At 67.6% G+C, this 25990-nt stretch carries 27 protein-coding genes; 10 read left to right on the top strand and 17 right to left on the bottom strand.

The window, feature by feature from the left end; genetic code table 11:
• Positions 1 to 13: 13 nt before the first annotated feature.
• Positions 14 to 1918: a M10 family metallopeptidase C-terminal domain-containing protein gene (locus E7811_RS16520; protein ID WP_168733072.1), complete on the bottom strand. Its 1905-nt coding sequence runs from the start codon at positions 1916 to 1918 to the stop codon at positions 14 to 16.
• A 121-nt stretch (positions 1919 to 2039) separates the two neighbouring features.
• Between E7811_RS16520 and rimO the strand changes: the two genes are divergently transcribed.
• Complete coding sequence (gene rimO, locus E7811_RS16515; RefSeq protein WP_136395862.1) at positions 2040 to 3440, top strand: 30S ribosomal protein S12 methylthiotransferase RimO; 1401 nt, start codon at positions 2040 to 2042, stop codon at positions 3438 to 3440.
• A gap of 3 nt (positions 3441 to 3443) precedes the next feature.
• On the opposite strand, the gene E7811_RS16510 is transcribed toward rimO, so the two are convergent.
• Positions 3444 to 3752 carry a hypothetical protein gene (locus tag E7811_RS16510; protein WP_246020505.1) on the bottom strand — a complete coding sequence of 103 codons (309 nt, stop codon included), beginning with the start codon at positions 3750 to 3752 and terminating at the stop codon, positions 3444 to 3446.
• A 139-nt stretch (positions 3753 to 3891) separates the two neighbouring features.
• Here E7811_RS16510 and E7811_RS16505 point away from each other — a divergent pair, with 139 nt between their 5' ends.
• On the top strand, positions 3892 to 4134 hold the full coding sequence (locus E7811_RS16505; protein WP_136395770.1) for a CDGSH iron-sulfur domain-containing protein: 243 nt from the start codon (positions 3892 to 3894) through the stop codon (positions 4132 to 4134).
• Positions 4135 to 4173: 39 nt separating this feature from the next.
• On the opposite strand, the gene E7811_RS16500 is transcribed toward E7811_RS16505, so the two are convergent.
• From E7811_RS16500 to E7811_RS16485, 4 genes are all read right to left on the bottom strand, one after another.
• Entirely contained in the window at positions 4174 to 4539 is a 366-nt protein-coding gene (locus E7811_RS16500; RefSeq protein WP_136395769.1) for a YigZ family protein, read from the bottom strand.
• Between the two features lie 98 nt (positions 4540 to 4637).
• Entirely contained in the window at positions 4638 to 4898 is a 261-nt protein-coding gene (locus tag E7811_RS16495) for a DUF6455 family protein (RefSeq protein WP_136395860.1), read from the bottom strand.
• Between the two features lie 112 nt (positions 4899 to 5010).
• Positions 5011 to 6270, bottom strand: coding sequence for a DUF2254 domain-containing protein (locus tag E7811_RS16490; protein WP_136395768.1), 1260 nt, complete (start codon positions 6268 to 6270; stop codon positions 5011 to 5013).
• A 65-nt stretch (positions 6271 to 6335) separates the two neighbouring features.
• A complete protein-coding gene (locus E7811_RS16485) occupies positions 6336 to 7082 on the bottom strand; it encodes a M48 family metallopeptidase (RefSeq protein WP_136395767.1) in 747 nt (248 codons plus the stop codon).
• A gap of 137 nt (positions 7083 to 7219) precedes the next feature.
• Between E7811_RS16485 and E7811_RS16480 the strand changes: the two genes are divergently transcribed.
• Entirely contained in the window at positions 7220 to 7480 is a 261-nt protein-coding gene (locus E7811_RS16480) for a hypothetical protein (RefSeq protein ID WP_136395766.1), read from the top strand.
• 33 nt (positions 7481 to 7513) lie between these two features.
• Here the strand turns inward: E7811_RS16480 and E7811_RS16475 are convergent, their stop codons facing one another.
• Positions 7514 to 7765, bottom strand: a complete 252-nt coding sequence (locus tag E7811_RS16475; RefSeq protein ID WP_136395765.1) for a DUF167 domain-containing protein — start codon at positions 7763 to 7765, stop codon at positions 7514 to 7516.
• 50 nt (positions 7766 to 7815) lie between these two features.
• Between E7811_RS16475 and E7811_RS16470 the strand changes: the two genes are divergently transcribed.
• Positions 7816 to 8919 carry a class II histone deacetylase gene (locus tag E7811_RS16470; RefSeq protein ID WP_136395764.1) on the top strand — a complete coding sequence of 368 codons (1104 nt, stop codon included), beginning with the start codon at positions 7816 to 7818 and terminating at the stop codon, positions 8917 to 8919.
• Positions 8920 to 8939: 20 nt separating this feature from the next.
• Here the strand turns inward: E7811_RS16470 and E7811_RS16465 are convergent, their stop codons facing one another.
• Positions 8940 to 9434, bottom strand: coding sequence for a lytic transglycosylase domain-containing protein (locus tag E7811_RS16465; RefSeq protein ID WP_136395763.1), 495 nt, complete (start codon positions 9432 to 9434; stop codon positions 8940 to 8942).
• Between the two features lie 161 nt (positions 9435 to 9595).
• On the opposite strand from E7811_RS16465, the gene E7811_RS16460 reads away from it, so the two are divergent.
• A complete protein-coding gene (locus E7811_RS16460) occupies positions 9596 to 10174 on the top strand; it encodes a nitroreductase family protein (protein ID WP_136395762.1) in 579 nt (192 codons plus the stop codon).
• Positions 10159 to 10860 (top strand): EI24 domain-containing protein, encoded by a 702-nt coding sequence (locus E7811_RS16455; protein ID WP_168733071.1) that lies wholly within the window; start codon positions 10159 to 10161, stop codon positions 10858 to 10860. The genes E7811_RS16460 and E7811_RS16455 overlap by 16 nt, the downstream gene beginning before the upstream one ends.
• 23 nt (positions 10861 to 10883) lie before the next feature.
• Here E7811_RS16455 and E7811_RS16450 read toward each other — a convergent pair whose 3' ends face one another.
• Together E7811_RS16450 and mce are read right to left on the bottom strand one after the other, a co-directional pair.
• Positions 10884 to 11171 carry a DUF1467 family protein gene (locus E7811_RS16450; protein WP_136395761.1) on the bottom strand — a complete coding sequence of 96 codons (288 nt, stop codon included), beginning with the start codon at positions 11169 to 11171 and terminating at the stop codon, positions 10884 to 10886.
• A complete protein-coding gene (gene mce, locus E7811_RS16445; RefSeq protein ID WP_136395760.1) occupies positions 11168 to 11572 on the bottom strand; it encodes a methylmalonyl-CoA epimerase in 405 nt (134 codons plus the stop codon). Before mce ends, E7811_RS16450 begins: the two co-directional genes overlap by 4 nt.
• A 155-nt stretch (positions 11573 to 11727) precedes the next feature.
• On the opposite strand from mce, the gene E7811_RS16440 reads away from it, so the two are divergent.
• Positions 11728 to 12567, top strand: a complete 840-nt coding sequence (locus E7811_RS16440) for a response regulator (protein ID WP_246020504.1) — start codon at positions 11728 to 11730, stop codon at positions 12565 to 12567.
• Here E7811_RS16440 and E7811_RS16435 read toward each other — a convergent pair.
• Both E7811_RS16435 and E7811_RS16430 read right to left on the bottom strand, forming a co-directional pair.
• Positions 12534 to 12872 (bottom strand): MliC family protein, encoded by a 339-nt coding sequence (locus tag E7811_RS16435; RefSeq protein WP_136395758.1) that lies wholly within the window; start codon positions 12870 to 12872, stop codon positions 12534 to 12536. The genes E7811_RS16440 and E7811_RS16435 overlap by 34 nt on opposite strands.
• Positions 12873 to 12883: 11 nt before the next feature.
• Complete coding sequence (locus E7811_RS16430) at positions 12884 to 13609, bottom strand: GNAT family N-acetyltransferase (RefSeq protein WP_136395757.1); 726 nt, start codon at positions 13607 to 13609, stop codon at positions 12884 to 12886.
• A gap of 304 nt (positions 13610 to 13913) precedes the next feature.
• On the opposite strand from E7811_RS16430, the gene E7811_RS16425 reads away from it, so the two are divergent.
• Positions 13914 to 14054, top strand: coding sequence for a hypothetical protein (locus tag E7811_RS16425; RefSeq protein WP_246020502.1), 141 nt, complete (start codon positions 13914 to 13916; stop codon positions 14052 to 14054).
• A gap of 29 nt (positions 14055 to 14083) precedes the next feature.
• On the opposite strand, the gene E7811_RS16420 is transcribed toward E7811_RS16425, so the two are convergent.
• From E7811_RS16420 to E7811_RS16400, 5 genes are all read right to left on the bottom strand, one after another.
• Entirely contained in the window at positions 14084 to 15394 is a 1311-nt protein-coding gene (locus E7811_RS16420) for a DUF1501 domain-containing protein (RefSeq protein WP_136395755.1), read from the bottom strand.
• Between the two features lie 5 nt (positions 15395 to 15399).
• The gene (locus E7811_RS16415; protein WP_168733070.1) at positions 15400 to 16755 is read right to left on the bottom strand and encodes a DUF1800 domain-containing protein; all 1356 of its coding nucleotides are present in this window, start codon (positions 16753 to 16755) and stop codon (positions 15400 to 15402) included.
• Between the two features lie 102 nt (positions 16756 to 16857).
• On the bottom strand, positions 16858 to 18639 hold the full coding sequence (gene aspS / locus E7811_RS16410; protein ID WP_136395754.1) for an aspartate--tRNA ligase: 1782 nt from the start codon (positions 18637 to 18639) through the stop codon (positions 16858 to 16860).
• Positions 18640 to 18719: 80 nt separating this feature from the next.
• Complete coding sequence (locus E7811_RS16405) at positions 18720 to 19391, bottom strand: aminotransferase class IV (RefSeq protein WP_394345631.1); 672 nt, start codon at positions 19389 to 19391, stop codon at positions 18720 to 18722.
• Positions 19343 to 20458, bottom strand: a complete 1116-nt coding sequence (locus E7811_RS16400; protein WP_136395753.1) for an aminodeoxychorismate synthase component I — start codon at positions 20456 to 20458, stop codon at positions 19343 to 19345. The genes E7811_RS16405 and E7811_RS16400 overlap by 49 nt, the downstream gene beginning before the upstream one ends.
• 373 nt (positions 20459 to 20831) lie before the next feature.
• On the opposite strand from E7811_RS16400, the gene carB reads away from it, so the two are divergent.
• Together carB and E7811_RS16390 are read left to right on the top strand one after the other, a co-directional pair.
• Positions 20832 to 24161: a carbamoyl-phosphate synthase large subunit gene (gene carB, locus E7811_RS16395; RefSeq protein WP_136395752.1), complete on the top strand. Its 3330-nt coding sequence runs from the start codon at positions 20832 to 20834 to the stop codon at positions 24159 to 24161.
• A 449-nt stretch (positions 24162 to 24610) separates the two neighbouring features.
• On the top strand, positions 24611 to 25981 hold the full coding sequence (locus E7811_RS16390; protein WP_136395751.1) for a DEAD/DEAH box helicase: 1371 nt from the start codon (positions 24611 to 24613) through the stop codon (positions 25979 to 25981).
• Positions 25982 to 25990 lie beyond the last annotated feature (9 nt).

Here is a 25990-nt window from a genome sequence, read left to right as displayed (position 1 = left end):
GCGCGCGGCCCGGTCAGAGGATGAAATCCGATGCCCTCAGGTCGATCTCGCCGATAAGGGTGATGGTGAACCCCGCCACGGCCCCTTTGCCCTTGGTCGCGTCCACCTCGACATGGGTATTGCCGCCGCCGTGGCGATAGCGCACCTCGCCATCGGTGCCGGTGAACCGCCCCGTGCCGATGAATTTCAGCGCCTGATCCCCGATCCACAGCTGCGGATCGAAGTCCGACAGGTCGATCCGGTCCTTCCCGCGTTCGAAATCGGTGATCGTGTCGTTCAGGTCCGTCTTGATGATGGGATGCGGCCGGGTCGACAGGTCGGCGCGCCGGAAATGGAAAGTATCCGCCCCGGCCCCGCCGGTCAGCTCGTCCTGCCCGCCACCGCCGTAAAGATGGTCCGCCCCCGCCTCGCCGTAAAGGAAATCGCGCCCCTCGCCGCCGGTGATCTCGTCGATCCGGTCGCCGCCCATCATGTGATCGCGCCCCAGACCGCCGATCAGCTTGTCGCGCCCGTCCGTGCCGATGATGAGATCGTCGGTATTGGCGCCCTTGATCTTCGTGAGCGGGCTTTGCTCGCCGATGGCCGCCGTGCCGCCCACCGTCACGACCTTCGTGCGCGGGGCATAGATGGCGGCAAGGTAGATGGAATCGTAGTCGATCCCGTGCAGGGCCTTCCCGCTCAGTTCCTTGGCACCGATGCCGTTCTCTTGCAGGAACTGGGTGAAGCGGTTGTAAAGGTCGATCGAATGGAGGTCATTCGACGAAAACACCCGCCCCGGCAGGTTGTGATAGATCACATTGCGGTCGCCGTCGTTGTCCCCCGCGATGGCCGCGGCCGAAATGGCATCGCCGTCGATCCAGAGGTTCGCCAGCTTGCGGACCGTGACGTTCAGCGACACGTAACCGGGGCTGGCGAAGGTCGAGGCATCCACCTTGACCCCGCCGAAGGTCTGCACCGCGGCGCCGTCCACGGCGGACTTCACCACATGGTTCTTCATCAGGTATTCGACCATCCCCGCGCCAAGGCTGTGGCCGGTGACATAGATCCGCTTGATGCCGTTCGCGTCATCCGCGACGTAATCCTTCAGCGCCTCGATCAGCGGGTCCATCAGATCGGCATGCGCCTTCATCCAGAGCCAGTGCTTCTTGTCGGGCGTGTCGCGGGCAAGGGGGCCGCGCGTCGATTCCTCGTTGTCGTTCGTGCCCCGGAACGACAGGAACACCGCATCCGAACTGCGCATCACGATCGCGGCGGCGTTCTTGTTGATGTAGGTGCCGCCCTTGATGCCGTATGGCCCCCAGACGGGCGAGCTCAGCGCGGAAAAGCCCAGATCGGGCAGGTCGTCGGCCGTCATCGGCCGCAGATGCCCCGAAAGCTCCTCGAAGCTGGCCTTGCCGGTCGGCCTGTCGTTGTTGTTGAAGTAATCTTCCTTCCGCTCGAACCCGCGCACGAAATAGGCGGCCTGCGCCAGTTTTGCCATCAAGTTCAGCCGCCCGTAGGTGTTGATCACCTCTTGCGCCGTGGGCAGCATCGCATCCGTCGCACCGATCAGCACATTGCCCAGAACCGCGATGTTGTTCGCCTCGTTCGGCTCGGCGATGCTGTTGTCGTCATCCACCCTGACGATCAGGTGATAGGTACCTGGGGCCTGATCGAAGGGAATGTCGGCGTAAGGCAGCGTGATGGTGAAGGTCCCGCCGTTGGGAACCAACGTCCGCCACGCACCGACCATCACGTCGCCTGCGTCGAGGCGTGCATCCCTTGACAGGTAGAGCCCCCCGATATGGTCGTCGTTCACCGATCCCCGGACATTCACCGACAGCGTGTACTCAAAGGTGAAGCTGTCCCCGGGCGCCAGCCTCTGCGCCGTGCCCGCGGGCAGGACCCCAAGGTTCGAAACGGAAAGATCGTAAGGCACGGCCAACCCCGCAAATCGTTACCCCGCCAGCCAGACCACGAAAGCACGCGTCCCGCAAGGGAAACCCATGGCGGCACGTGACCTGAAGCGCCCCCTACCCGAGGGCGTGATTCGCCGCTATATGCGCCGAATGTCCCAGAACCCGCCCAACCTCCGCCCTGACCTTGCCCGCGCCCATGTTCCCGACGAACGGCGCGAGGGTCAGCCGACCATCGGCATGGTCAGCCTCGGCTGTCCCAAGGCGCTGGTGGACAGCGAACGCATCCTGACGCGGCTGCGCGCCGAAGGCTATGCCATCAGCCCCGACTACAAGGGCGCCGACGCGGTGATCGTGAACACCTGCGGCTTTCTGGACAGCGCCAAGGCCGAAAGCCTGGACGCCATCGGCGAGGCGCTGCGCGAAAACGGCCGCGTGATCGTGACCGGCTGTCTGGGGGCGGAACCGGACTACATCACCGGCGCGCATCCGAAGGTGCTGGCGGTGACCGGCCCGCATCAGTACGAATCCGTTCTGGACGCCGTGCACACCGCCGTGCCGCCCGCGCCCGACCCGTTCATCGACCTTCTGCCCGCCTCGGGCGTGACGCTGACGCCGCGGCACTACAGCTATCTGAAGATTTCCGAAGGCTGCAACCACAAGTGCAAGTTCTGCATCATCCCCGACATGCGCGGGCGCCTGGTCAGCCGCCCGGCCCATGCCATCCTGCGCGAGGCCGAAAAGCTGGTCGAGGCGGGGGTGAAGGAACTTCTGGTCATCAGCCAGGACACCTCGGCCTATGGGGTGGACCGCAAGCATGACCTTTCGCCCTGGAAGGGCGGCGAGGTGCGCGCCCATATCATCGATCTTGCCCGCGAACTGGGCCGGCTTGGCGCAGGGGGCGAGCTTTGGGTGCGGCTGCACTATGTCTACCCCTACCCGCATGTGCGCGATCTGGTTCCGCTGATGGCCGAGGGGCTGATCCTGCCCTATCTGGACATCCCCTTCCAGCACGCCCATCCCGACACGCTGAAACGCATGGCGCGGCCCGCGGCGGCAGCGAAGACGCTGGACGAGATCGCCGCCTGGCGGCGCGACTGCCCCGACATCACCCTGCGGTCCACCTTCATCGTCGGCTACCCCGGCGAGACGGAAGAGGAATTCCAGACCCTGCTGGACTGGCTGGACGAGGCGCAACTGGATCGGGTGGGCTGCTTCCAGTATGAAAACGTCAAGGGCGCGCGGTCGAACGACCTGCCCGATCATGTCGCCCCCGAGGTCAAACAGGAACGGTGGGACCGCTTCATGGAAAAGGCCCAGGCCATTTCCGAGGCGAAGCTGGCCGCCAAGGTGGGCCGGACGATGCGGGTGATCGTGGACGAGGTCGACGAGGAGGGCGCCACCTGCCGCACCATGGCCGACGCCCCGGAGATCGACGGGAACCTCTTCATCGATGAAGGTTTCGAAGGGCTGGCGCCGGGTGATTTCGTCACCGTCACGGTGGACGAGGCCGGGGAATACGACCTGTGGGGGCGGGTCGATTGACCCCTACCCACGCGGCACGCTGAACAGCACGAACCCGGCCGCTTCGGCCACCTGCACGGCGCCGGTTTCGGTGACGAAGACGCCCATGTTCTCCATCCCCGCGGGGCAGGCCACCAGATCGGCACTGTCATCAAGGAACTGGTTGGTGAAGGCGTCCTCGCCCACCCGGCGGCAGGGGTCGGCCTCGGCCCGGTAGCCGCCCATCAGGGGCAGGCTTTCGGGGCCGGCATCCGTGGGGGCCGGGGCGGGCATGCAGGCGGCAAGACCCGCAAGCGGCAGGAACAGGGTGGGCAGGATCTGGGCGGCACGCATCGGGCGATCTCCTTCCGGTTGCGGAACGCATAGCACATTCACCCGCCGAATTCGACAGTCGCTTGACCTGCCCCCGCCCCTGCCCCACCTTCTGCGCGAAAGCCTGCCAACCACAGCCATCCGCAAGGGAAAGCCAGCCATGACCGACGCACCGCAGATCGCCCAGAAATCCCCCTTCAAGGTCGAACTTGAGGCGGGCAAGACCTATTTCTGGTGCGCCTGCGGCAAGTCGGCGAAGCAGCCCTTCTGCGACGGCAGCCACAAGGGCACCGACTTTGTCCCCACGAAATTCACCGCCGAAGAGGCGAAGACCGCCTTCCTTTGCGGCTGCAAGCACAGCGCAAAGGCCCCTTTCTGCGACGGGGCGCATAAGGGTCTTTGATCGGCGGCCCCTGATCGGCGGGGCGGCGGCGTGAAACGCTCAGCCGCCCGACGCGCGCATGTGTTCAAGATAGGCGCGGACGCAGGTCACCACATGGGCGAACCTGTCGCCCCCCAAGTGGGTGCCGCCATACCAGCGGGTGACGCAGATCACGTGATCGGTCAGCCCCTCGCGTTCCAGCATCTTCAGGATGATCGCGCCCGCGCCGCTTTCGCCGTCGTCGTTCTTGACAGGCCCCTCGTCCGACAGGACGCAGGCCCAGGAATTGTGGGTGGCGCGCGCGAACTTGCGGTCGCGTTTCAGGCCGGCCAGGAAATCCGCGATGCCGTCCCGACCCGCCACGGGGGCGCCCGAAACGGCATACCTGGACCCCCGGTCACTGACCATCTTGTCAAGGATAACCATCGCCGCCCGCCCGTCGCCCGCCTTGTCAGGTTTTGCACAAGGCTATCGTCCGGGCTGCGCGGCTGCCAGCCCGAAACGGACAAAGACCGGGCCCCGTCTCAGGGCTCGGGCGTCAGCGCCTCGATCTCGGCCTTGTTGCAGCAGAAGGTGGGCAGGCCCTCTTGCGGCACCGGGCTGACCGCCAGCCACGAGGTGCAATCGGCGGCCTTTCCGCAGGTCTGGCAGCGGTCCACCAGCCCGGCGAGTTCCGCCCGTGTCAGCCATCCTTCGATCACCGCGCGCGGCAGGTTCACCCCCACCGTGCGGGCCATGCCATGGGTCAACCACCATGCCCGCGGGGCATCCACATATCCGATCATCTGCGCATCCCTCCGGATGAAGTCATTCCACCAAGCCTGAGCCACGTTCGGCACGGGCGCATTGATGCAGATCAAGGCAAGGGGCAAAGGCCGCGTGCCGTCAGATCCCCGGTCAGATCCCCGGTGCGGCGCGGGGTTCGGCAAGGGCCGCGATTTCCGCGGCGATCCCGGCAAGGCGTTCGTGATCCTCGGGCAGCATTTCGGCCTTTGCCCGCCGCAGGGCACGACCGGATTGCTCGACGGCGGCACGACCGAACCGGGCCGGATCGATCCGGACCAGCGCCAGAAGCGATTTCTGCACGCGCGCTTGGACCGAGAAGACGCCCGCCCCGTCACGGGCGATCGGATCGAAGACATCCTCGAACATGTCCTCGATCCGCAACGGCGGCACCCAGACCGAGGGGAAAAGCAGTTCGGGATCCGCCGGCTCCGACCAGTCGGCCAACAATCGCACGACGCGCGACAGGATCTCGATCGCGCTGCCGGGGTCGTTGACGGCGGGCGACAGGGCACGTTCGGCAACCTCGGCCAGAACGCAGAGGCCGAAGCGGGGGTCCTGCTCGAAGGTCCGCGCCGCCCCGATGCCAAAGGCGCTGCGGAACGCTGCGACATCCGCGGGCGCGCTGATCCGGCAGACCGGCGCGCCCGGATGGACGAAAGAGCCGGGCAGGACATCAAGCCAGACCCGCGCCCCCGCCGCCTCGGCCGCTGCCTGAAGCGCGCCCATGTCGACATACTGCACATAGCCCGTGGCCTGCGGCAGCACGGCCACCGCGTCGCCGGGCGGGGGCGCGGCCAGCCGGTGGCCTCCCAGATAGGGCGCCCTGATCCGCTGCTGCAAGGCGCGCGCCGCGGCGGATTCGATCCGGTCGTTGGTATCGCCGCGCCGGCCGAACCGGGTCAGGTGGGCGATCCAGCGCAACATGGCCATGACAACCAGAACCACCACACCCACGGTCACCGCAAACAGCACCAACCGCCCCCGGTCGCCGTAAAGCCCCGCCTTCACCGCAATCAGCGCCACGAGGCCAAAGATGAAGGCCCCCAGGAAAACCGACAGAACCTGCTGCGTCGTGCGGTCGCGCATCAGAAGCTCGATCGCCCGCGGGGTGATGCTGGCGGCGGCCGTCGAAAAGGCGGTCAGCATGATCCCCAGCGAAAAGGTCGTCACCGTCAGCATGGACGACGCGAGGATCGTCAGCACGCTTTCCAGAACCGCCGCATCCAGCCCCGAACCCAGCCCCTGCGGCACCCAGGGGCCGATGACCCGCGTGAGCCCCACGGTCGCCACCGCCAGAAGCGCATAAAGCACTGCGGTGACCCAGAGTTTTTCCACCTGCCGCTTCAGGCGGAACAGCCAGCCCGCAATCATCCCGGTTCTCCGCCGCTGTCAGACGTCTTCAGGCTGACCCGGATCGCGCCGCCCCGCAAGCCGGTTCAGCGCAACCTGTCCAGCGTGGCGCGCACGGCGGCGATCCGTTCGCCATTTGGCGGGTGGCTGCCGAGGAATCGGTCGCCCGGATCGGGAAGGCGGGTGAAGAACTGCGCGCCCCGCAGCGGATCATATCCGGCCCGATGCGCGATGATCGTGCCAAGCTGGTCCGCCTCAAGCTCGAATTCCTTCGAAAAGGTGCGCGCCCCCAGCGTGGCGCCGATATCCTGCGCTTGGCGGATCGCTTCGGGATCGGCCCCCGAAACGCTGGCCAGCACCCCCGCCACCAGCGCACCCGTCAGCGCGGTCTCCTGCTGGCGCGGGATATGACCGGCGATGTGATGCGCGGCCTCGTGGCCCATGACGAAGGCCAGTTCGTCCTCATTTCGGGCATCCGCGATCAGCGCGACGGTGAAGGCGACGATCGGCCGGCCGAAGCGGTCCAGCGTCTGGTAGGCGTTCGGCGGCAGACCGGGCCTGTCATCCACCACGATCTGAAGATCGCAGGGAACACCACGCGTCGTTTCCCGGCAGACGGCCTCGGCCACCGGCTTGACCCGCTGGACGACGGTGACGAAGTTGCGCGCGGCCTCGCGCGGGGGAACGATGGGCGGCTGGGGGGCAACCCCGACAGCCGGAACCTCGGGCGACGAAGAGGGCGGGGGCGATGGTGGCGCAACCGGCACGCAGGCCGCCACCAGCGCAAGGCCGGCGGCAGCGACAAGACCACGGAACAGGGCAAACTGGGGCATCGGGGGCGGCATCCTTCTTTGCGCTCAAGGTAGCAAACCACCCGGCCTTGAAAAGGCCCGAGACGGCGCAAACGCCCGGCTCGCGCAAAGGTGTTTTTAGCGTTGAAGCGCAAACGCCCCTGCCCTAGCCTGACGGCATGTTCACCATCGAGCACGAATTCGATTCCACCGTGATCACGCTCATCGACGAAGGCCACGCTGGCCTTTTCGAGGATGTGACGATCAACGCCTTTGACGATTGCGTGACGCTGGAACAGATCGACCCGATCAGCGATGAACCGGTGCGCATCACCCTGTCGATGGCGCAGTTGCGGGATCTGGCCGCTGCGCTGAACCTGCCCGAAGGCAGCTATCGGATCGAGGAAGGTCCGGCGGCGCCTGACGCCGACGGCGCCTGAGCCGCCCCTTACCCCGCCCCATTCCCCGCAGCCTCAGGGATCCACGCGAAACACCTTGTCGCGCGCGCTGTGCCCGCGGATCAGCGTCAGCCGCGACTTGGCCAGCCCAAGGGCACGGGCCAGAACCTCCTGCACCGCACGGTTGGCACGCCCGTCTTCGGGCACCGCCGTCACATGGATGCGGATCGCCCCGTCCTCCAGCACCAGACGTTCGCGGCTGGCGCGCGGAGTGACTCGCACGGCGATCTCGGCACCGGGCAGGGCAAGGTGGCTCAGGTCGGTCATTGCGGCCAGCCTATCCGCCCTTTACCCTGCCCGCAAATGCGGAGGACGGGATGACCACGGGCTTTTTCTGGGATGAACGGTGTTTCTGGCACGGCGGCGGCAACTTTGCCTTCCTGATGCCCGTGGGCGGGCTGGTGCAGCCCCTGCCCCCCGGCCTGCCCGAGAACCCCGAAACCAAGCGGCGGCTGAAGAACCTGCTGGACGTGACCGGGCTTTCGCGGGAACTCGACTGCCGAAGCGCCCCGGAGGCCGCGCGCGAAGACCTGCTGCGCATCCATCCCGCCGCCTATCTGGACGAATTCAAGCGCCTGTCGGATGCGGGTGGCGGCAACATGGGCCTGCGCACGCCCTTCGGCCCCGGCGGCTATGAAATCGCGGCGCTGTCGGCGGGGCTGGCACAGGCGGCGCTTGCGGCGGTCCTGAAGGGCGAGATGGCCAACGCCTACGCCCTGTCCCGCCCGCCGGGGCATCACTGCCTGCCCGACTGGCCGAACGGGTTCTGCCTTCTGAACAACATCGCCGTGGCCATCCAACACGCACGCGCGGCAGGGCTTGCAGAGCGCTTCGCGGTGATCGACTGGGACGTGCATCACGGCAACGGGACCGAGGCGATTTTCTACGACCGCGATGACGTGATGACGATCTCGCTGCATCAGGAAGGCGTCTATCCCGCCGACACGGGCGGGCTGGCGGAACGCGGCCGGGGCGCGGGCGAGGGTTTCAACATCAACCTGCCGCTGCCGGCGGCGACCGGCCACGCCGGATACCTGCGCGCGATGGACCGCGTCGTGATCCCGGCGCTGGACAGGTTCCGCCCCGATGTCGTGATCGTCGCCTGCGGCTTCGATGCCTCGGCCTTTGATCCGCTGGCGCGGATGCTGTGTTCGGCCGACACCTTCCGCCAGATGACCCGGCAGGTGATGCAGGCGGCGGATCGACTGTGTGGCGGCCGCGTCGTCATGGTGCATGAGGGCGGCTATTCCGAGGCCTATGTGCCCTTCTGCGGACATGCCGTGATCGAGACACTGGCAGGCAGCGCCATCATTGCCCCCGACCCGCTGGATGCGCGGGTGGCGGGCCAGCAGCCCGGACCGCGCTTTCAGGCGCTGATCGACGAGGTGATCGACGAAATGGCCGCGTTCCACCTGGGCTGAGGGCGGCCAGGCGCGCCCGATCAGCCGCGCAGCCCGGTTTCTTCCAGCAAGCCGCGGCGCTTGGCCTCGTAGTAGTAGCCGCTCGCATACCACATGATCGCGCGCTCTTCGCTGCCGTCCGCGACAAGCCACGCGCCGCGCAGATAGCGCCCGGCGTATTTCAGGTTGGTTTCGGCATCCAGAAGACCCTGCGGGCTGCCGCGGTATCCCATCGTGCGGGCCGTCTGCGGCAGGATCTGCATCAGCCCCCAATAGGGGCCATTGCGCGCGCCCGCGTTATAGCCGCTTTCGCGCTGGATCACCCGGTGCAGCAGGCTTTCGGGGATGTCGTGGATCGCCGCATATTTGCGGATCAGCGCCCGCATCTCGGGCGTCTCGCCGGGGTGAAGGTTGGCGGTTGAGGCGGCAAGCCTTTTGCCATCCCCCCGCCCGCGCCTGCCCCCGCATCCCGACAGGGCGGCGGCGGCGATCAGGACAACGGCAGTGCGGCGGGACAGGGCAGCGGGACGGGACATGGCGACCTCGGTCAAGGAGCGTTCAGGCCTTCATACCCTTCCGCTGGACAGCGGACCAGAGGCCCGCTACGCGGACCGCGCCACCCGGCAATCCTTTGCCGCCACCTTGACGCTGGCGGCACAATCCCCGACATCGGGAGGAACGATTGAAAGGTGCTGCCATGCCCACGCCGAACCCTGCCGCGCTGGATTTCCTGCTGACCCGCCGGTCGCGCCCGGCCAAGACCCTGGCCGCCCCCGTGCCCGACCGTGCCGCGCTGATGCGGATTCTGACGGCGGCGGTCCGGGTGCCCGATCACGGCAAGCTGGAACCCTGGCGGCTGGTCGTGCTGGAACGGCCCGCGCTGGAACGGCTGGCAGGTCTGGCCGAGGCACGCGCAAGGACGCTTGGGCTTGACGACGAAAAGACGCTGAAGGGACGGTCGCAGTTCGAACAGAGCCCGCTGGCCGTGGTCGTCGTCTCGGCCCCGAAGGCATCCGACAAGGTCCCCGAGGTCGAACAGCTTCTGTCGGCGGGTGCCGTCTGCCTTGGCCTTCTGAATGCCGCGCTGGCCGATGGCTGGGGGGCCTGCTGGCTTACCGGCTGGGTCGCGCATGACGCGACCTTCGCCGCCGACGCCTTCGGCCTGCGTCCGGGCGAACGTGTGGCGGGCATCCTTCACATCGGCACCGAAACCACGCCCCCGCCCGACCGCCCGCGCCCCGATCTGGGCAGGGTCGTCGAATGGGTGTCGGCATGATCCTGACGGCCTTCCTGAAATCCCTGGGCCAGATTTCCGACCCCCGCTTCCTGCGCGTCCTTCTGTTCGGGGTGGCGCTGACGCTGGCGCTGCTGGTCGGGGTCTATGCCGGTTTCCTGACGCTGATCGAATGGTTCGCCCCGGAAACCATCGAGATCCCCTTCGTCGGCCCCGTGGGTGGGATCGACACGCTTCTGTCCTGGGGATCGGCGCTGCTGATGATCGGGCTGTCGGTGTTCCTGATGGTGCCGGTCGCCTCGGCCTTCTCGGGGCTGTTTCTGGAGGATGTCGCCCGCGCGGTCGAGGACAGGCATTACCCCGAACTTCCCCCGGTGCCGCGCCTTCCCTTGGCCGAAAGCCTGATCGACGCCTTCAACTTCTTCGCGCTTCTGGTCGCGGTGAACATCGTGGCGCTGATCGCCTTCATCATGGCGGGGCCAGCCGCGCCACTGGTGTTCTGGGCGCTGAACGGGTTCCTGCTGGGGCGGGAATACTTCACGCTTGTCGCCATGCGGCGGCTGGGGCGGCAGGGTGCGAAGGACCTGCGTGCGCGCCATCGCGGCCGGATCTGGATCGCGGGCATCATGATGGCCGCGCCCCTTTCGGTGCCGCTGGTCAACCTGGTGATCCCGGTCCTGGGCGTGGCGACCTTCACCCACCTCTTCCACCGGCTGAACCGGGCATAGCGGGCGCCGCCGGGCGTCTGCCGTCAGTTTCCTTGGGTCGTCTCTGGCCCCATCCGGTCGAACCAGTCGATGTCGCGGATCGAGATCACGCCCGACAGAATGATCGCCGACAGGATCGCCCAGACGACAATGGCGACGAGCGTGGTGATCTTTGCCTTCTTGCCCACCATGTAATCGGCCGGGGCGGATTTCGGCGTGCCGGGCACGACCTCGCCCGCCTCGTCCTGGCTGGTGAAGCGCAGGGGCAGGACGATGAAGAACACCATGAACCAGGTGACGGCGAAAAGGACGAGGGCTGCGGTGATCGTCATACCTGCTCAAGCTCCACCAGGCAGCCGTTGAAATCCTTCGGGTGCAGGAACAGCACCGGCTTGCCATGCGCGCCGATCTTCGGATCGCCCGTGCCAAGGACACGCGCGCCGGTGGCCTTCAGGTGGTCGCGCGCGGCGATGATGTCATCCACCTCGTAGCAGACATGATGGATGCCGCCCGAGGGGTTCTTTTCCAGAAACCCCTTGATCGGGGAATTCTCGCCCAGGGGATAGAGAAGTTCGATCTTGGTGTTGGGAAGTTCGATGAACACGACCGTGACGCCGTGGTCGGGTTCGTCCTGCGGCGCGCCGACCTTGGCCCCCAGTGCGGTGCGGTACTGGTCCGAAGCCGCCTGAAGATCCGGCACGGCAATGGCGACATGGTTCAGTCTTCCGATCATCTTCCTCGTCCTTGCGCTGGGGCCCGTCGGGGGCGTTGCCGGGGTTATGGGGTCCGCAAGCGGTTCTGACAAGAGGCAGGCCGCCGCAGGGCCCACGTTTACGCCCCGTTATCCTGCGGGCGCGCATGATCGCCCGAAAAGGAAGGCCCGCACCGATGCCGCAGACGCCCATGCCCCCCGTTGGATCGCCCCGCCCGCCGGTGGCGCAGTATCATGCTGCGGCCCGGCCTGGGGCCGACTTCCGGTCGGTCTTCGGCAAGGCTGTCGGGGGTGGCGGCCTTCTGGCGGGGGTGACGATCCTGCTGGTCGAAGACAGCCGCGCCGCCGCCGATACGATGCGCCTGATGTGCCAGCGGCTTGGCGCGCGCCTGCGACGGGCCGACAGCGCCGAGGCCGCGCGGCGGCACCTGGCATTGTACCGGCCCGATGCGGTGCTGGTCGATCTTGGCCTGCCCGACGAACCGGGCGAGGCGCTGATTGCGGAAATCGCCGCCTCGACCGGCAGGCCCGCCGCGCTGATCGGCATCAGCGGCCTGATCGAAGGGCGCGGCGCGGCGCTGGCGGCCGGGGTCGACGGCTTTCTTGAAAAACCGTTGCCGGGCGCACTGGCGCTGGCCCGGGTGGTGATGCCCCTTGCGGAGGCCCATCATCCAGGGGCGGCCCTTGCGATGCGCAACGCCGCGAGCACCGCCCTGCTCTTGTCCGGCGCCCGCCCCGACCCTGCGGCGCTGCGCGATGACCTTCTGCTTGCGGACCGTCTGCTGGCGCTGCCACGGCTGGCGCAGGGCACGGGCTATGTGCTGGGCTTCCTGCGCGGTCTTGGGCGGATCACGGGGGATGCCGCCCTTGCCCGGATGGCGCAACGGGTGGCCGAGGGCGACGCTCCCCTTGCCGCGCTGGCCGACCTTGTCCGCGACCGGATCGCCGTTCAGGCCCCGGCCGTCGGCCCGGCTTCGGGCTCTCAGGGGGCGGGCGCCGCGCGGCAGGATCGGTAGACCGTCACTTCGTCATTGCCCGCACCATGGGTCAGCATCGCCTCGTCGCCCTTCGTCCACCAGGTCCAGGCACCGTCGGCGGACTGGTACCGCGCGCCCGAGGCCGATGGCGCGACCTCGAAGGCCACCTGCCGCCCCTCGAAGGCCACGACCGCGAAAGAGCCCGCATCGGTGTTGACATAGCTGGCCCAGACCTGCGCGTCGCGGTCGCAAAGGTAACGCTGGCTGGCCAGGTCGGCAGCCGCCACGGCATAGGCCGGGGCCAGGACCATAAGGCACAGGGCAGGAAGTCGGGGGGCGGGCATCGCTTGTCCTTTCAGTATCCGTGCAGTGCCGGATCATCCCCGGCCCGCACGAGCCGGGTCAGGTCGGACAGGCGTTCCCTCTGGCGCCCGGCGGCGTCGAAATTCGCGGGCGACAGCCAGGCCGCGAACGCTTCGCGCAGGGCGGGCCATTCGCTGTCGATCACGGAAAACCAGGCCGTGTCGCGGTTGCGCCCTTTCACCACCATGTGGTTGCGGAACACGCCCTCGAACGAAAAGCCGAGCCGCTGCGCCGCCCTGCGCGAGGCAAGGTTCAGCGCATTGCATTTCCATTCGTACCGGCGATAGCCCGCGGCGAAGGCCCATTCCATCATCAGGAACATCGCCTCGGTCGCGGCCGCCCCCTTCTGCAGTTCGCGCGACAGGCAAATGTGCCCCACCTCGACCGAACCGGCCTCAGGCTGGATGCGCAGGAAGCTCGCCACGCCCGAGGCATGGCCCGTATCCAGCCGCCGGATCGCGTAAAACGCAGGGTCCTCGCCCGAGGCGGTTTCCTTGGCCCAACGGTGATAGGCGGCCGCGGAACTGAAGGGACCGTAGGGCATGTAGTCCCACAGCGCATCATCTCCCGAAAAGGCCCGGTGCAGATCGGCGGCATGGGCATCGGCCTCAAGCCGTTCCAGACGGACCAGCCGCCCCTCAAGCGCATCCCCGCCCGGTCGCGCCGGCGGAACCCAGCCCGCAAGCTCGACCCCCAACCGGTCCGATCTTCCTGCCATGTCCCACCCTTCCCCGCATCCTGCGGTCAAATCTAGCCTGCCCGCGGGGAAACTGACAATCGTTCCGAGGGCAGGGACAATACGGATTTTTCCGTCAACCATCGCGTGCATTGTCCGAAAAAATACGCGCGATCACGCAAATTGACCGCGCAATCACCTTTCTAACGCGCGCAACCCATCACAATCCCGCCGCAATCCCCGCCGACCATACAGATGCAGAAAAACGGCCGGACTGCCGGCCACAAACTGGGTGAGTGGTATGTTGGTTAGCAAGTTCCTGAAAAGGGAAGATGGTGCCGTAACGGTGGATTGGTTCGTTCTGACGGCGTCGGTCGTGGGCCTGGCCCTGGTTGTCGTCGTCGGGCTGTCGGACGGAATGGAGACTTCGTCGGCGCAACTTGGCGGCGATATTGCCGCCGCGGCCGCCGACGCCAATCCGGGCTGAAGGGGCGCCCCGGCCGGTTCTGGACTGTTTCAGAGCACGAGGCCGGGGTCTTCCCCCATGTCAAGGCCGGGGAATACGCTGCGTTCCAGGACCGAGCGGTCAAAGCCGTAGAGGCCCCGCATGGTCCAGGCCGCCCAGGCACGCACATCGGATGTCGGCATCAGGTCGCGCCGATCGTAAAGGTCGGCCTCGGCCAGACCGGGCCAGCGCCCCATGACGCGTCCGCCGCGCAGGGCGCCCCCCGCCGTCACCATCGCACCGCCCGTGCCGTGATCGGTGCCGCCCGTGCCGTTCTCGGCCACGGTGCGCCCGAATTCGGTGACGGCAAGGACCGCCGTCTTGCCCCAGACCTCGGGGCCAAGGCGTTCGTGCAGCCGGAGGATCATCCGCTGAAGCCGCGCCAGCGCGGGCTGTATGCCGCCGGACTGCGCACGGTGCGTATCCCATCCCGCCAGCGAAAAGGCCGCGATCCGCGTTTCCGCCCGCAGCTTTTCGGCAGCGAAATCGACCATCCGGTCGATATCGGCCAGGCGCCGGGCCCGCTGCTCGGCACCGGCCGCGTCGCCCGCCATGCCCGGATCCATCCCGGACACCATGGACATGCCGTCCTCCATCGCCATCCCCGACATCGCCGGATCGGCCCCCGCCATCGCGCGCGCGGCCTCGCTCGCCTGTGTCCGGCGCATCGCCGCCTCTTCGACCATGTCCAGCGCCTCGAAGGCGGCATCGCGGAACAGGTCGTCATCGTGATAGATCGCCTCGAGCAGCAGCCGCGACTGGGGCGACAGATCCATTCGCAGGTCGGGTGACCAGTTGCGCACCCAGGCCTTGCCATCCAGCACCGGCAGCGGATCGCGGCCCACGGCATAGGCGGTTTCGGCCCTGAGACCCGGCACCGCCTGCAACATCCGGTTCAGCCAGCCATCCGTCATCTGGCCGGGCGCAACATCCGTGCCCGTGCCCGCCTCAAGCAGGTCCTGCCCGTCGAAATGGCTGCGCTTGTCGCGATAAGGGGTGGAGACGGCATGGACAAAGCCCAGTTCGCCCTTGTCCCACAATCCCTTCCACCCGCCGAGGTGCCGGTTCATCGCGAAATACCCGTCCAGCGCAAGGGCGCCCGTATCGACCCCCAGCGTCGGCCGATAGCCGGCAAAGGCCCGATCCCCCAGAGGCTGCACCACATCCAGCCCGTCCATCGCACCGCGCAGGATGATGACGACCAGCCGGTTTTCCCCCAGCCCCGGATCGCCCGAAGCGAAGGTCATCGTCGTGGTCAGCGGATGCGCCGCGGCCGAACAGCCCACCGCCATCGCGCCGCGCAGGAAAAAGCGCCTGTCCATGCCTGTCACCTCCTGTTGAACTCGGGCGAGGCCAGCACCAGCCCCACGCCGTCGCTGCGGCTTTCTGCCCGCGCCACCGCCCAGCCGATCCGTCCACCGGCAAGATCGCCCAGCGTCGTGACGGCGAATTCTCGTGGGTCGGGCAGGTCGGGGCGCAGCGCTGTCGGGGCATTCATCGCCCAGCGGATCCGCGCCGACATGCCGCGCGGGGTGATCCAGGCGCCGATTTCTTCGGGCCATCCATCGGGGCCGGGCGGGCCGACGAAGGGCTGCCCCATCGCCAGAAGCGGCGCCTGCACGTGGCGGCGGATCGCCGCGTCATCCATCGCCATCACCTCGTCCCCGCCGAAGCCGAGCGCGCGCAGGGCGGCCGCGATGTAATCGAAGGGCTGTCGCGCCTTTTCCATCTGCGGCGTCCAGGCGGCGGGATGGGCCACCAGCGCCGAACAGACCTCGGCCAGATCGCCGCCGGTCCGGCTCCAGACCTGCTGAAGGTCGGCCACGAGGCCCGGATCTGGCGTGTCCGACACGAAATGCACCGCAAGCTTCCGGCAGATGTGGCGCGCCGTGTCGGGATGGTCCGCGATGTCCTGCAGCGCCTGAAGGATCGGCGCCATCCCCGGCCCGTCATAGCTTTGGCCCAGAACGGTTTCCGCCCCCGGCTCTGCCCGGTTGGCGCGGAACACCGTTCCCAGTGACGGATGCGTCGTGAGCCCGGTCAGAAGCTCGGCCAGTTCGCGCACATCGGTCTGCGAGTAGGCCCCGCCGACGCCCAGGCTGTGCAGCTCCAGAAGTTCGCGCGCGAGGTTCTCGTTAAGCCCCTGCTTGCGGCGCTGGCCAAAAGGCGAGGTCGGCCCGACCGACCGGACCTGATCCAGATAGATCAGCATCGCCGGGCTCAGCGTCGCGGCGGTCAGCAGATCGGCAAAGCGCCCGGCAAGGTGCGGGCGGATGGCGTCCTCGACCAGGGCCACGTTGAACAGGCGGTCAGGGCGCACCCGTGCCAGCGTGCTGAAATGGTCGCGCCAGAACCAGACGAGGCGTTCGCGGAACCCGTCGGGCGAACCGACGGCGCGGGCCATCATCACGCGCAGGCCGTGAATGTGGGCGCGATCCACCTTCGCCAGAAGACCGCGATAGAATTTCTGCGCGTCGTCGGATTTCACCGCCCCGGCGCGCGCGGCATTTGCCGCCTGATGCAATGGCAGAAGATCGGCCAGCCCCTCGCCCGGCCAGCGCCCGGCGGCAAGGTCGGGCCCCTTCAACGCCGCGGCGATGGCCGCAGGCTCATGCGCGCCCCCGGCGGGCAAGGGCAGGCCAAATCCGAACCGGAACGCCGCTATCCGAACCTGTCCACTCATCCGCCGCCTCCGCCGAAGGTGCAGCCAATATAGGAAAGGCCCGATGCGATTGCATCAGGCCTTTCCTTGATCGGCAAAAGACCGCGTTCAAAACGCCGTGGGTCAGGCTTCCTTCGGAACGACCCGCAGCCGCAGCTCGCGCAGCTGTTCGTTGGTGGGCTCGCTTGGCGCGCCCATCAGCAGGTCTTCGGCGCGCTGGTTCATCGGGAACATGATGACCTCGCGGATGTTCTGTTCATCGGCCAGAAGCATCACCATCCGGTCGATGCCCGCCGCGCAGCCGCCGTGGGGCGGAGCGCCATAGCGGAACGCCTTGACCATGCCGCCAAAGCGGTTTTCCACCTCGCTGGCCGGATAGCCCGCGATCTCGAACGCCTTGAACATGATTTCCGGCTTGTGGTTGCGGATGCCGCCCGAAATCAGCTCATAACCGTTGCAGGCCAGGTCATACTGATAGGCCAGGACCTTCAGCGGATCGCCGTTCAGCGCCTCCATCCCGCCCTGCGGCATCGAGAAGGGGTTGTGCGAGAAGTCGATCTTGCCCTCGTCCGTCTTCTCGAACATCGGGAAATCCACGATCCAGGCGAAGCGGAAGCAATCCTGTTCCGTCAGGCCCAGTTCGCGGCCGATCTCGTTTCTTGCGCGGCCCGCGACGGCCTCGAAGGCCTCGGGCTTGCCGCCAAGGAAGAACACCGCATCGCCCATCCCCAGACCAAGCTGGGTGCGGATCGCTTCGGTCCGTTCCGGGCCGATCGCCTTGGCGATGGGGCCGGCGGGTTCCATCCCCGATCCATCCTCGGCCTCGCGCCAGAAGATGTAGCCCATGCCCGGCAGGCCCTCTTTCTGGGCGAAGGCGTTCATCCGGTCACAGAACTTGCGGCTGCCGCCCGTGGGCGCGGGAATCGCGCGGACCTCGGTGCCCTCGTTTTCCAAGAGCTTGGCAAAGATGCCGAAGCCCGAGCCGCGGAAATGCTCGCTTACGTCCTGCATCCTGATCGGGTTGCGCAGGTCGGGCTTGTCGCTGCCGTACCATTTCAGCGCGTCGCGATAGGCGATGCGCGGCCAGTCGGCATGCACCGTCCGCCCGCCGCCGAATTCCTCGAACACGCCCTGGATGACCGGCTGCACGGCGGCGAACACGTCTTCCTGTTCGACAAAGCTCATCTCGACGTCAAGCTGATAGAAGTCGGTCGGGCTGCGGTCGGCGCGCGGGTCTTCATCGCGGAAACAGGGTGCGATCTGGAAATAGCGGTCGAAGCCCGCCACCATGATCAGCTGCTTGAACTGCTGGGGCGCCTGCGGAAGGGCATAGAACTTGCCCGGATGCAGCCGCGACGGCACGAGGAAGTCGCGCGCGCCCTCGGGCGACGAGGCGGTGATGATCGGCGTCTGGAATTCGTTGAAGCCCTGATCCCACATCCGGTTGCGCAAGGACCGCACCACGTTCGACCGCAGCATCATGTTCTGATGCAGCTTGTCGCGCCGCAGGTCGAGGAAGCGATAGGTGAGGCGGGTTTCCTCGGGATAATCGACCTCGCCGAAGACGGGCATCGGCAATTCCTCGGCCGGGCCAAGCACATCCATCGCGGTCACATAGACCTCGATCTCGCCGGTCGGGATCTTGGGGTTCACGAGGCTTGCATCGCGCGCCTTCACGCGGCCTTCCACGCGGATCACGTATTCCGCGCGCAGCTTTTCGATCGCGGCGAAGGCCGGGCTGTCGCTGTCGGCCAGAACCTGGGTGATCCCGTAATGATCGCGCAGGTCGATGAACAGCACCCCCCCGTGGTCGCGCACGCGGTGCACCCAGCCCGAAAGCCGCACCGTTTCGCCCACATGGGCCTTGTTCAGTTCCGCGCAGGTGTGGCTGCGATAGGCATGCATCGTCATTCCCTTCCGAAGGGCCAGGATCCGTCCGCGCCGATACACCCTGCCCGCGTGGGGAAGTCAAGCGCCCCCGGCGCCTATCCCCGTTCGGATCCGGGCATTGTCCCCGCCCAGACCGCCGGGATCAGTCCACGCAGCGCATTGCCGACCCAAAGCCGGACACGCGGCAGGTCGCGGCCGTCCAGCACCTCTTCCGGGCAGGCGAGGTCCGCCCTCATCACCCCCGGCAGCAGGCCCGACGCCAGAGGCGGCGTCCGCATCCCCTGCCCCCGGTCGAAGAAGACCGTGGTGATCGTGCCGTCGCAGACCTCGCCCCGTTCGTTCAGGAACAGCATCTCGTCCAGCCCGGCGGGCAGGGCAGCCCGCGCCGCGTCATAGGCGGCACGGCGCGTCGTCTTGTGCCGCAGCCAGGGATCGCCCGAGGAAAGCCGCGCCGCCGCCAGCCCCACGCGCCATTCGGCCTTCGCGGGGGGCAAGGGCGCCGTCTCGGCCACGAAGCGCCCTCCGGCATCCAGCGTCAGGCGCAGCCGCGCGGGCGCCGGACCGGTCGCGCCATGCGCGGCCTCTGCGGCCCGGCCCGCATCGAAGGGCCAGCCGAAGGCCGCGGCCGACCGCGCCATCCGCGCCATGTGCAGGGGCCAGCGCGGAAAGGCCGCGCCATCCCACAGCATCGTCTCGATCAGCCGCAGGTCGGGTGCGGTCAGGTCAGGGCCGAAGCATAGCGCGCTTTCCACAGCGCCTCCTCCCATTCGCCGTCGGCGGTGCTGTCCTGCACCACCCCGCCGCCCACGTTCAGCAAGACCCGACCATCCGGCCAGAGCCGAAGCGTGCGGATCGCCACGTTGAACACCGCCGCGCCATCCGGTGCCATCCAGCCGATCGCGCCGCAATAGACGCCGCGCGGGAAGGGTTCGACCGCGCGGATGATCTCCATCGCGCGGATCTTGGGCGCCCCGGTGATCGACCCGCAGGGAAAAAGCGCCGCCATCAGATTGCCCAGCGACAGGGGCTCCAGCAGATCGCCCACCACAAGGGATGACATCTGGTGAACGGTGGCGAAGCTTTCCACCGCGAACAGTTCCGGCACGCGGACCGAACCCACCCGCGCGATGCGGCTGATGTCGTTGCGCAAGAGGTCGACGATCATCAGGTTCTCGGCCCGCGCCTTGGGGCTGTCGTAAAGCTCCTGCGCCAGTGCCGCATCCTCGCCCGGATCGGCGGCGCGCGGGGCGGTGCCCTTCATCGGCTTGGCGGCAATCCGGCCCGAGGCGTCGAGCGAAAAGAACAGCTCGGGGCTGCGCGAGAGCACGACCGGCCCCGCGCCAAGATCGAGAAACCCGCCATAGCCCACCGACTGCCGCGCCCGCAGCGCGCCGTAAAGGCCCGCCGCATCGCCCGCGACCAGGCGGCTTTCCATCGGGAAGGTCAGGTTGATCTGATAGCAGTCGCCCGCGCCGATCCAGCCCATGACCCGGGCCATCGCCGCATCGTATTCCGCGCGCGAGATCATCGGGCTGAGGGGCGCCAGCCGTGCCGTGCCAGAGGCCGGCAGGTCTGCCGGTCCGGGGCCGCGATAGGCGCCGAAGGCCAGCAGCGGCTCGTCCCGCGCCTCGGGCATCAGGCCTTCCAGCTTCGGCTCCAGCACATAGCCCGCCTCATAGGCGGCATGGCCCGCGATCCAGAGGCCTTCGGCGCGCAGCGCATCAAGACGCGCCAGCGCGGGGATCACCTCGCCCGGCTGCCATGCCACGACCGTTTCGACCGGATCATCGAACCGGACAGGCACGCCGCCCGGCCCGGCTTCCAAAAGGATCATTCGCGCGCCCTTCCCTCCGCCCTCGCCCGCATAGCACGCCCCAGCCTATCGCGGCCAGCCCCGGGGCGGACAGGCGGAAAGCGACCACCCCGCCGCCCGCTCCGCCACTTGCCCCGCCACCTGCTTTGCCATCGGCTTCAACCTGATCCAAATACCCCGGGGGCGCGGGGGCAGCGCCCCCGCCTCTTGCCCGTACCCCCGCCCGCACCCCCGCCCGTACCCTCGCCCGTCACCGATTGCCGCAAGCCGCCATTCGGGGCTTGCGCCACCCCTGATCCTGACTATAACCCCCGTCAATTTGCGTAACGCCTCGAATCCAGAAGACCCCGCCCGCGCGCCGCCGCGGAACGGATGACCAGCCACGGAGAGCCCCATGCCGAAGAGAACCGACATCCAGTCGATCATGATCATCGGTGCCGGGCCCATCGTCATCGGCCAGGCCTGCGAATTCGACTACTCGGGCGCGCAGGCCTGCAAGGCGCTGCGCGAAGAGGGGTATCGCGTCATCCTCGTCAATTCCAACCCCGCGACGATCATGACCGATCCGGGGCTGGCCGACGCCACCTACATCGAACCGATCACCCCCGAGGTCGTCGCCAAGATCATCGAAAAGGAACGCCCCGACGCGCTTCTGCCCACGATGGGCGGACAGACCGGGCTGAACACTGCGCTCGCGCTGGCGGACATGGGCGTTCTGGACAAGTTCGGTGTCCAGCTGATCGGCGCCAACCGCGAGGCCATCGAAATGGCCGAGGACCGCAAGCTGTTCCGCGAGGCGATGGACCGGATCGGGCTTGAGAACCCCAAGGCCACGATCATCGCCGCCCCCAAGCGCGAGAACGGGACCTATGACATCTCGGCCGGCGTGGCCGAGGCGATGGCGGCGCTGGACTATGTGGGCCTGCCCGCGATCATCCGCCCGGCCTTCACCCTGGGCGGCACCGGCGGCGGCGTCGCCTACAACCGCGACGATTACGAGGCGATCGTGCGCTCCGGCCTCGATGCCAGCCCCGTCGCGCAGGTCCTGATCGACGAAAGCCTTCTGGGCTGGAAGGAATACGAGATGGAGGTTGTCCGCGACCGCAAGGACAACGCCATCATCGTCTGTTCCATCGAAAACGTCGATCCGATGGGCGTTCACACCGGCGATTCCATCACCGTGGCCCCCGCGCTGACGCTGACCGACAAGGAATACCAGATCATGCGCAACGGCTCCATCGCCGTTCTGCGCGAGATCGGCGTGGAAACCGGCGGGTCGAATGTGCAATGGGCGATCAACCCCGCCGATGGCCGGATGGTGGTGATCGAGATGAACCCGCGCGTGTCGCGGTCCTCGGCGCTGGCGTCGAAGGCCACCGGTTTCCCGATCGCCAAGATCGCGGCAAAACTGGCCGTGGGCTATACGCTGGATGAACTGGACAATGACATCACCAAGGTCACGCCCGCCTCGTTCGAGCCGTCCATCGACTATGTCGTAACCAAGATCCCGCGCTTTGCATTCGAGAAATTCCCTGGATCGGAACCGAACCTGACCACGGCCATGAAATCCGTGGGCGAGGCGATGGCCATCGGCCGCACGATCCATGAATCGCTGCAAAAGGCGCTGGCGAGCCTGGAAACCGGCCTGACCGGCTTTGACGAGATCGCCATCCCCGGCGCCCCTGACCGTGCCGCGATTTCCAAGGCCCTGTCGCAGGCCACGCCCGACCGCCTGCGCGTCATTGCCCAGGCCATGCGCGAGGGGTTCGACGACGAAGAGATCCAGGCGATCACCGCCTTCGACCCGTGGTTCCTCGCCCGTATCCGCGAGATCATCGAGGCCGAGGGGCAGATCCGCGCCGAGGGCCTGCCCGCCACCGCCGACGGCCTGCGCAAGCTCAAGATGATGGGCTTCACCGATGCGCGTCTGGCAAAGCTCACCGGCCGCGACGAGGCCGAGGTGCGCCGCGCCCGCCGCGCGCTTGGCATCACCGCCGTCTTCAAGCGGATCGACACCTGCGCCGCCGAATTCGAGGCGCAGACGCCCTACATGTATTCCACCTATGAAGCGCCCGCCATGGGCGAGGTGGAATGCGAATCCCGCCCCACGACGGCAAAAAAGGTCGTCATCCTGGGCGGCGGGCCGAACCGGATCGGCCAGGGGATCGAATTCGACTACTGCTGCTGCCACGCCTGTTTCGCCCTGACCGCGCAGGGCTATGAAACCATCATGGTCAACTGCAACCCGGAAACGGTATCGACCGACTATGACACCTCGGACCGGCTCTATTTCGAACCGCTGACGCTGGAACATGTGCTGGAAATCCTGCGGGTGGAACAGGAAAACGGCACGCTGCACGGCGTGATCGTCCAGTTCGGCGGGCAGACGCCGCTGAAACTGGCCAATGCGCTGCATGACGAGGGCATCCCGATCCTCGGCACCACGCCCGACGCGATCGACCTTGCCGAAGACCGCGAGCGGTTCCAGAAACTCTTGAACGATCTGGGGCTGAAGCAGCCGGTCAACGGCATCGCCTCGTCCCGTGACCAGGCGTTCGAGATCGCGGCGCGGGTGGGCTATCCGCTGGTGATCCGCCCCTCCTATGTGCTGGGCGGCCGCGCGATGGAAATCGTCCGCTCCGACGACCAGCTGGAACGCTATATCACCACCGCCGTGAACGTCTCGGGCCGGAACCCCGTTCTGCTGGACAGCTACCTGTCGGGCGCGATCGAGGTGGATGTCGATGCGCTTTGCGATGGCGAGAACGTCCATGTCGCGGGGATCATGGAACATATCGAAGAGGCGGGCGTTCATTCCGGCGACAGCGCCTGCTGCCTGCCGCCCCATTCGCTTTCGGCCGAAACGGTCGAGGAGCTGAAGCGCCAGACCGTGCTGATGGCCCGCGCGCTGCATGTGGTGGGCCTGATGAACGTGCAGTTCGCGATCAAGGACGGCACGATCTATGTGCTTGAGGTCAACCCGCGTGCCTCGCGCACCGTGCCCTTCGTCGCCAAGGCCACCGACAGCGCCATCGCCTCGATCGCGGCGCGTCTGATGGCGGGCGAAAAGCTTTCCGCCTTCCCGCAGCGCGCCCCCTATCCCGAAGGCGTCGGCCCCGACACCGACCTGCCGCTGGCCGATCCGCTGACGCTGGCCGATCCGGCAACGCCGTGGTTCAGCGTGAAGGAGGCCGTTCTGCCCTTCGCCCGCTTCCCCGGCGTCGATCCGCTTCTGGGGCCGGAAATGCGGTCCACGGGCGAGGTGATGGGCTGGGACCGCACCTTCCCGCTGGCGTTCCTGAAGGCGCAGATGGGCGCGGGCACGCATCTGCCGCTGACCGGGCGGGCCTTCGTGTCGATCAAGGACATGGACAAGACCCCGGCGATGGCCGAGGCGGCGCGCGGCCTGATCGGGCTTGGCTTTGCCATCACCGCCACGCGCGGCACCGCCCAGTGGCTCGAGGCGCAGGGCGTGCCCACGACCCCCGTCGCCAAGGTCTATGAGGGCCGGCCGAACATCGTGGACGCGCTGAAGGACGGCCAGATCGCGCTGGTGTTCAACACCACCGAGGGCACCCAGGCCGTCTCAGACAGCCGCGACATCCGCCGCGTCGCCCTGATGGACAAGATCCCCTACTTCACCACCGCCGCCGCCGCCATCGCCGCCGTCCAGGCCATGCAGGCGCGCGGAGAGGGCTATGGGGTGCGGACACTGCAGGGCTGAGGGCGCGCGGCCAGTCGGCCTTGCCGCGTCCTTAAGCGGCCTCTCGCATCACCAGAGGGCAGCGGGTGGCCGCGGACAGCCGCCTGAACGGTTGTGGCTTGCACTTCATCGCGGGCAGATCCGATTGACCTCAACCCGCGCGCCAGCGTCCCCAAAGCGGCTGGCCGTCCGGGCGGCCAGCCGCTGCCCGGGAACCACCGATCCCGGCACGCGCAAGGTTTTCGGCAAGCGAGCGTGGCAGAGGGCCAACCATCCCTTCCCCCGGCCCGGCTTGACATCCCCTCTGAAAACCCCCATCTGCCCCCTACCCCCGCCATCCCTGTGCCGCGTGAGCACCGAAGGGAAGGGGACAAGGTTCCCACCATCACGCAGGGGCGCCGCTGGCGGCACGGGCTCGGGGGTTCCCCGCGGGCCGAGGGCCGTCTGCCCCTCTGACGTATGGACGACCCATGACGACTTTCCAGGCCCTCGGCCTTTCGCCCAAGCTCTTGACCGCACTTGACAAGACCAACCTCAAGACCCCCACGCCGATCCAGGCGCAGGCGATCCCCCATATCATGGAGGGGCGCGACCTGATGGGGCTGGCGCAGACCGGCACCGGCAAGACCGCCGCCTTCGGCCTGCCCCTGCTGCACCGCCTGCTGGATATCGGCCACCCGCCGGGGCCGCGCAACATCCGCGCGCTGATCCTGGTTCCGACGCGCGAACTGGCCACCCAGATCAAGGACAACCTTGAAACCTTCACCAAGGGCACCGCCGTGCGGGTCCTGATGGTGGTGGGCGGCGCCTCGATCAACAAGCAGACCCAGGCGCTGACGCGGGGCGCCGATGTGCTGGTCGCCACTCCCGGCCGCCTGATCGACCTGATGGAACGCGGCGACGTGAGCCTGGAAAAATGCGGCTATCTGGTGCTGGACGAGGCCGACCACATGCTGGACATGGGCTTCATCCATTCGCTGCGGAAGATCGCAAAGTTCATCCCGCAGCGCCGCCAGACGCTTCTGTTCTCGGCCACCATGCCGAAGGACATCGAAGAAATCGCCGAAACCTACCTGCGCAACCCGGTCAAGGTTCAGGTCTCACCCCCCGGCAAGCCCGCCGACAAGATCACCCAGGGGGTCCATTTCATCCCCAACGGTGACAAGGCGCGCCTTCTGGAGGAATACCTCAAGAAGCATCCCGGCGAACAGGCGCTGGTCTTCCACCGCACCAAGCACGGCGCGGACAAGCTGGCCAAGGTGCTGGCGGGCTGGGGGTTCCGCGTGGGCGCGATCCACGGCAACCGCAGCCAGAACCAGCGCGACCGCATCCTTGCGGAATTCCGGGCCGAGGAACTGGACGTTCTGGTGGCGACCGATGTCGCCGCGCGCGGCATCGACATCCCGACCGTGCGCCATGTCTATAACCACGACCTGCCGAACGTGCCGGAAAACTACGTGCACCGGATCGGGCGCACGGCGCGGGCGGGGGCGAACGGGTCGTCCGTGTCGTTCTGCGCCCCGGCCGAGATGGGCGAACTGCAGGCGATCGAGAAGTTGCTGAAAAAGACGCTGCCGGTTCTGGGCGGCGCGCCCTGGGCTGCCGAAGCCGTGGCCGCCGCGCCGCGCAAGCCGGGCCAGAAGCGCCCGCAGGGAAATCCGCGCCAGGGATCACGGCCGAAGGCCGCGGCCCCGCGTTCGCAGGGCGAGGCGGCACCCGCCGGCCAGTCGCGCGGTGGAAAGCCGCAAGGCGGAACGGGCAAGCCGCGCACCGGCGGCGCACCGGGGGGCGGCAACGCCCCGCGCCGCGGGCCGCAGCGCCCGAAGGGCCGCGGGCGCTGAGCCCGCGCG

The sequence above is a fragment of the Aliigemmobacter aestuarii genome, assembly GCF_004799285.1.
Lineage (GTDB): Bacteria > Pseudomonadota > Alphaproteobacteria > Rhodobacterales > Rhodobacteraceae > Aliigemmobacter > Aliigemmobacter aestuarii.
This window is presented reverse-complemented; position numbering and strand designations above follow the sequence as displayed.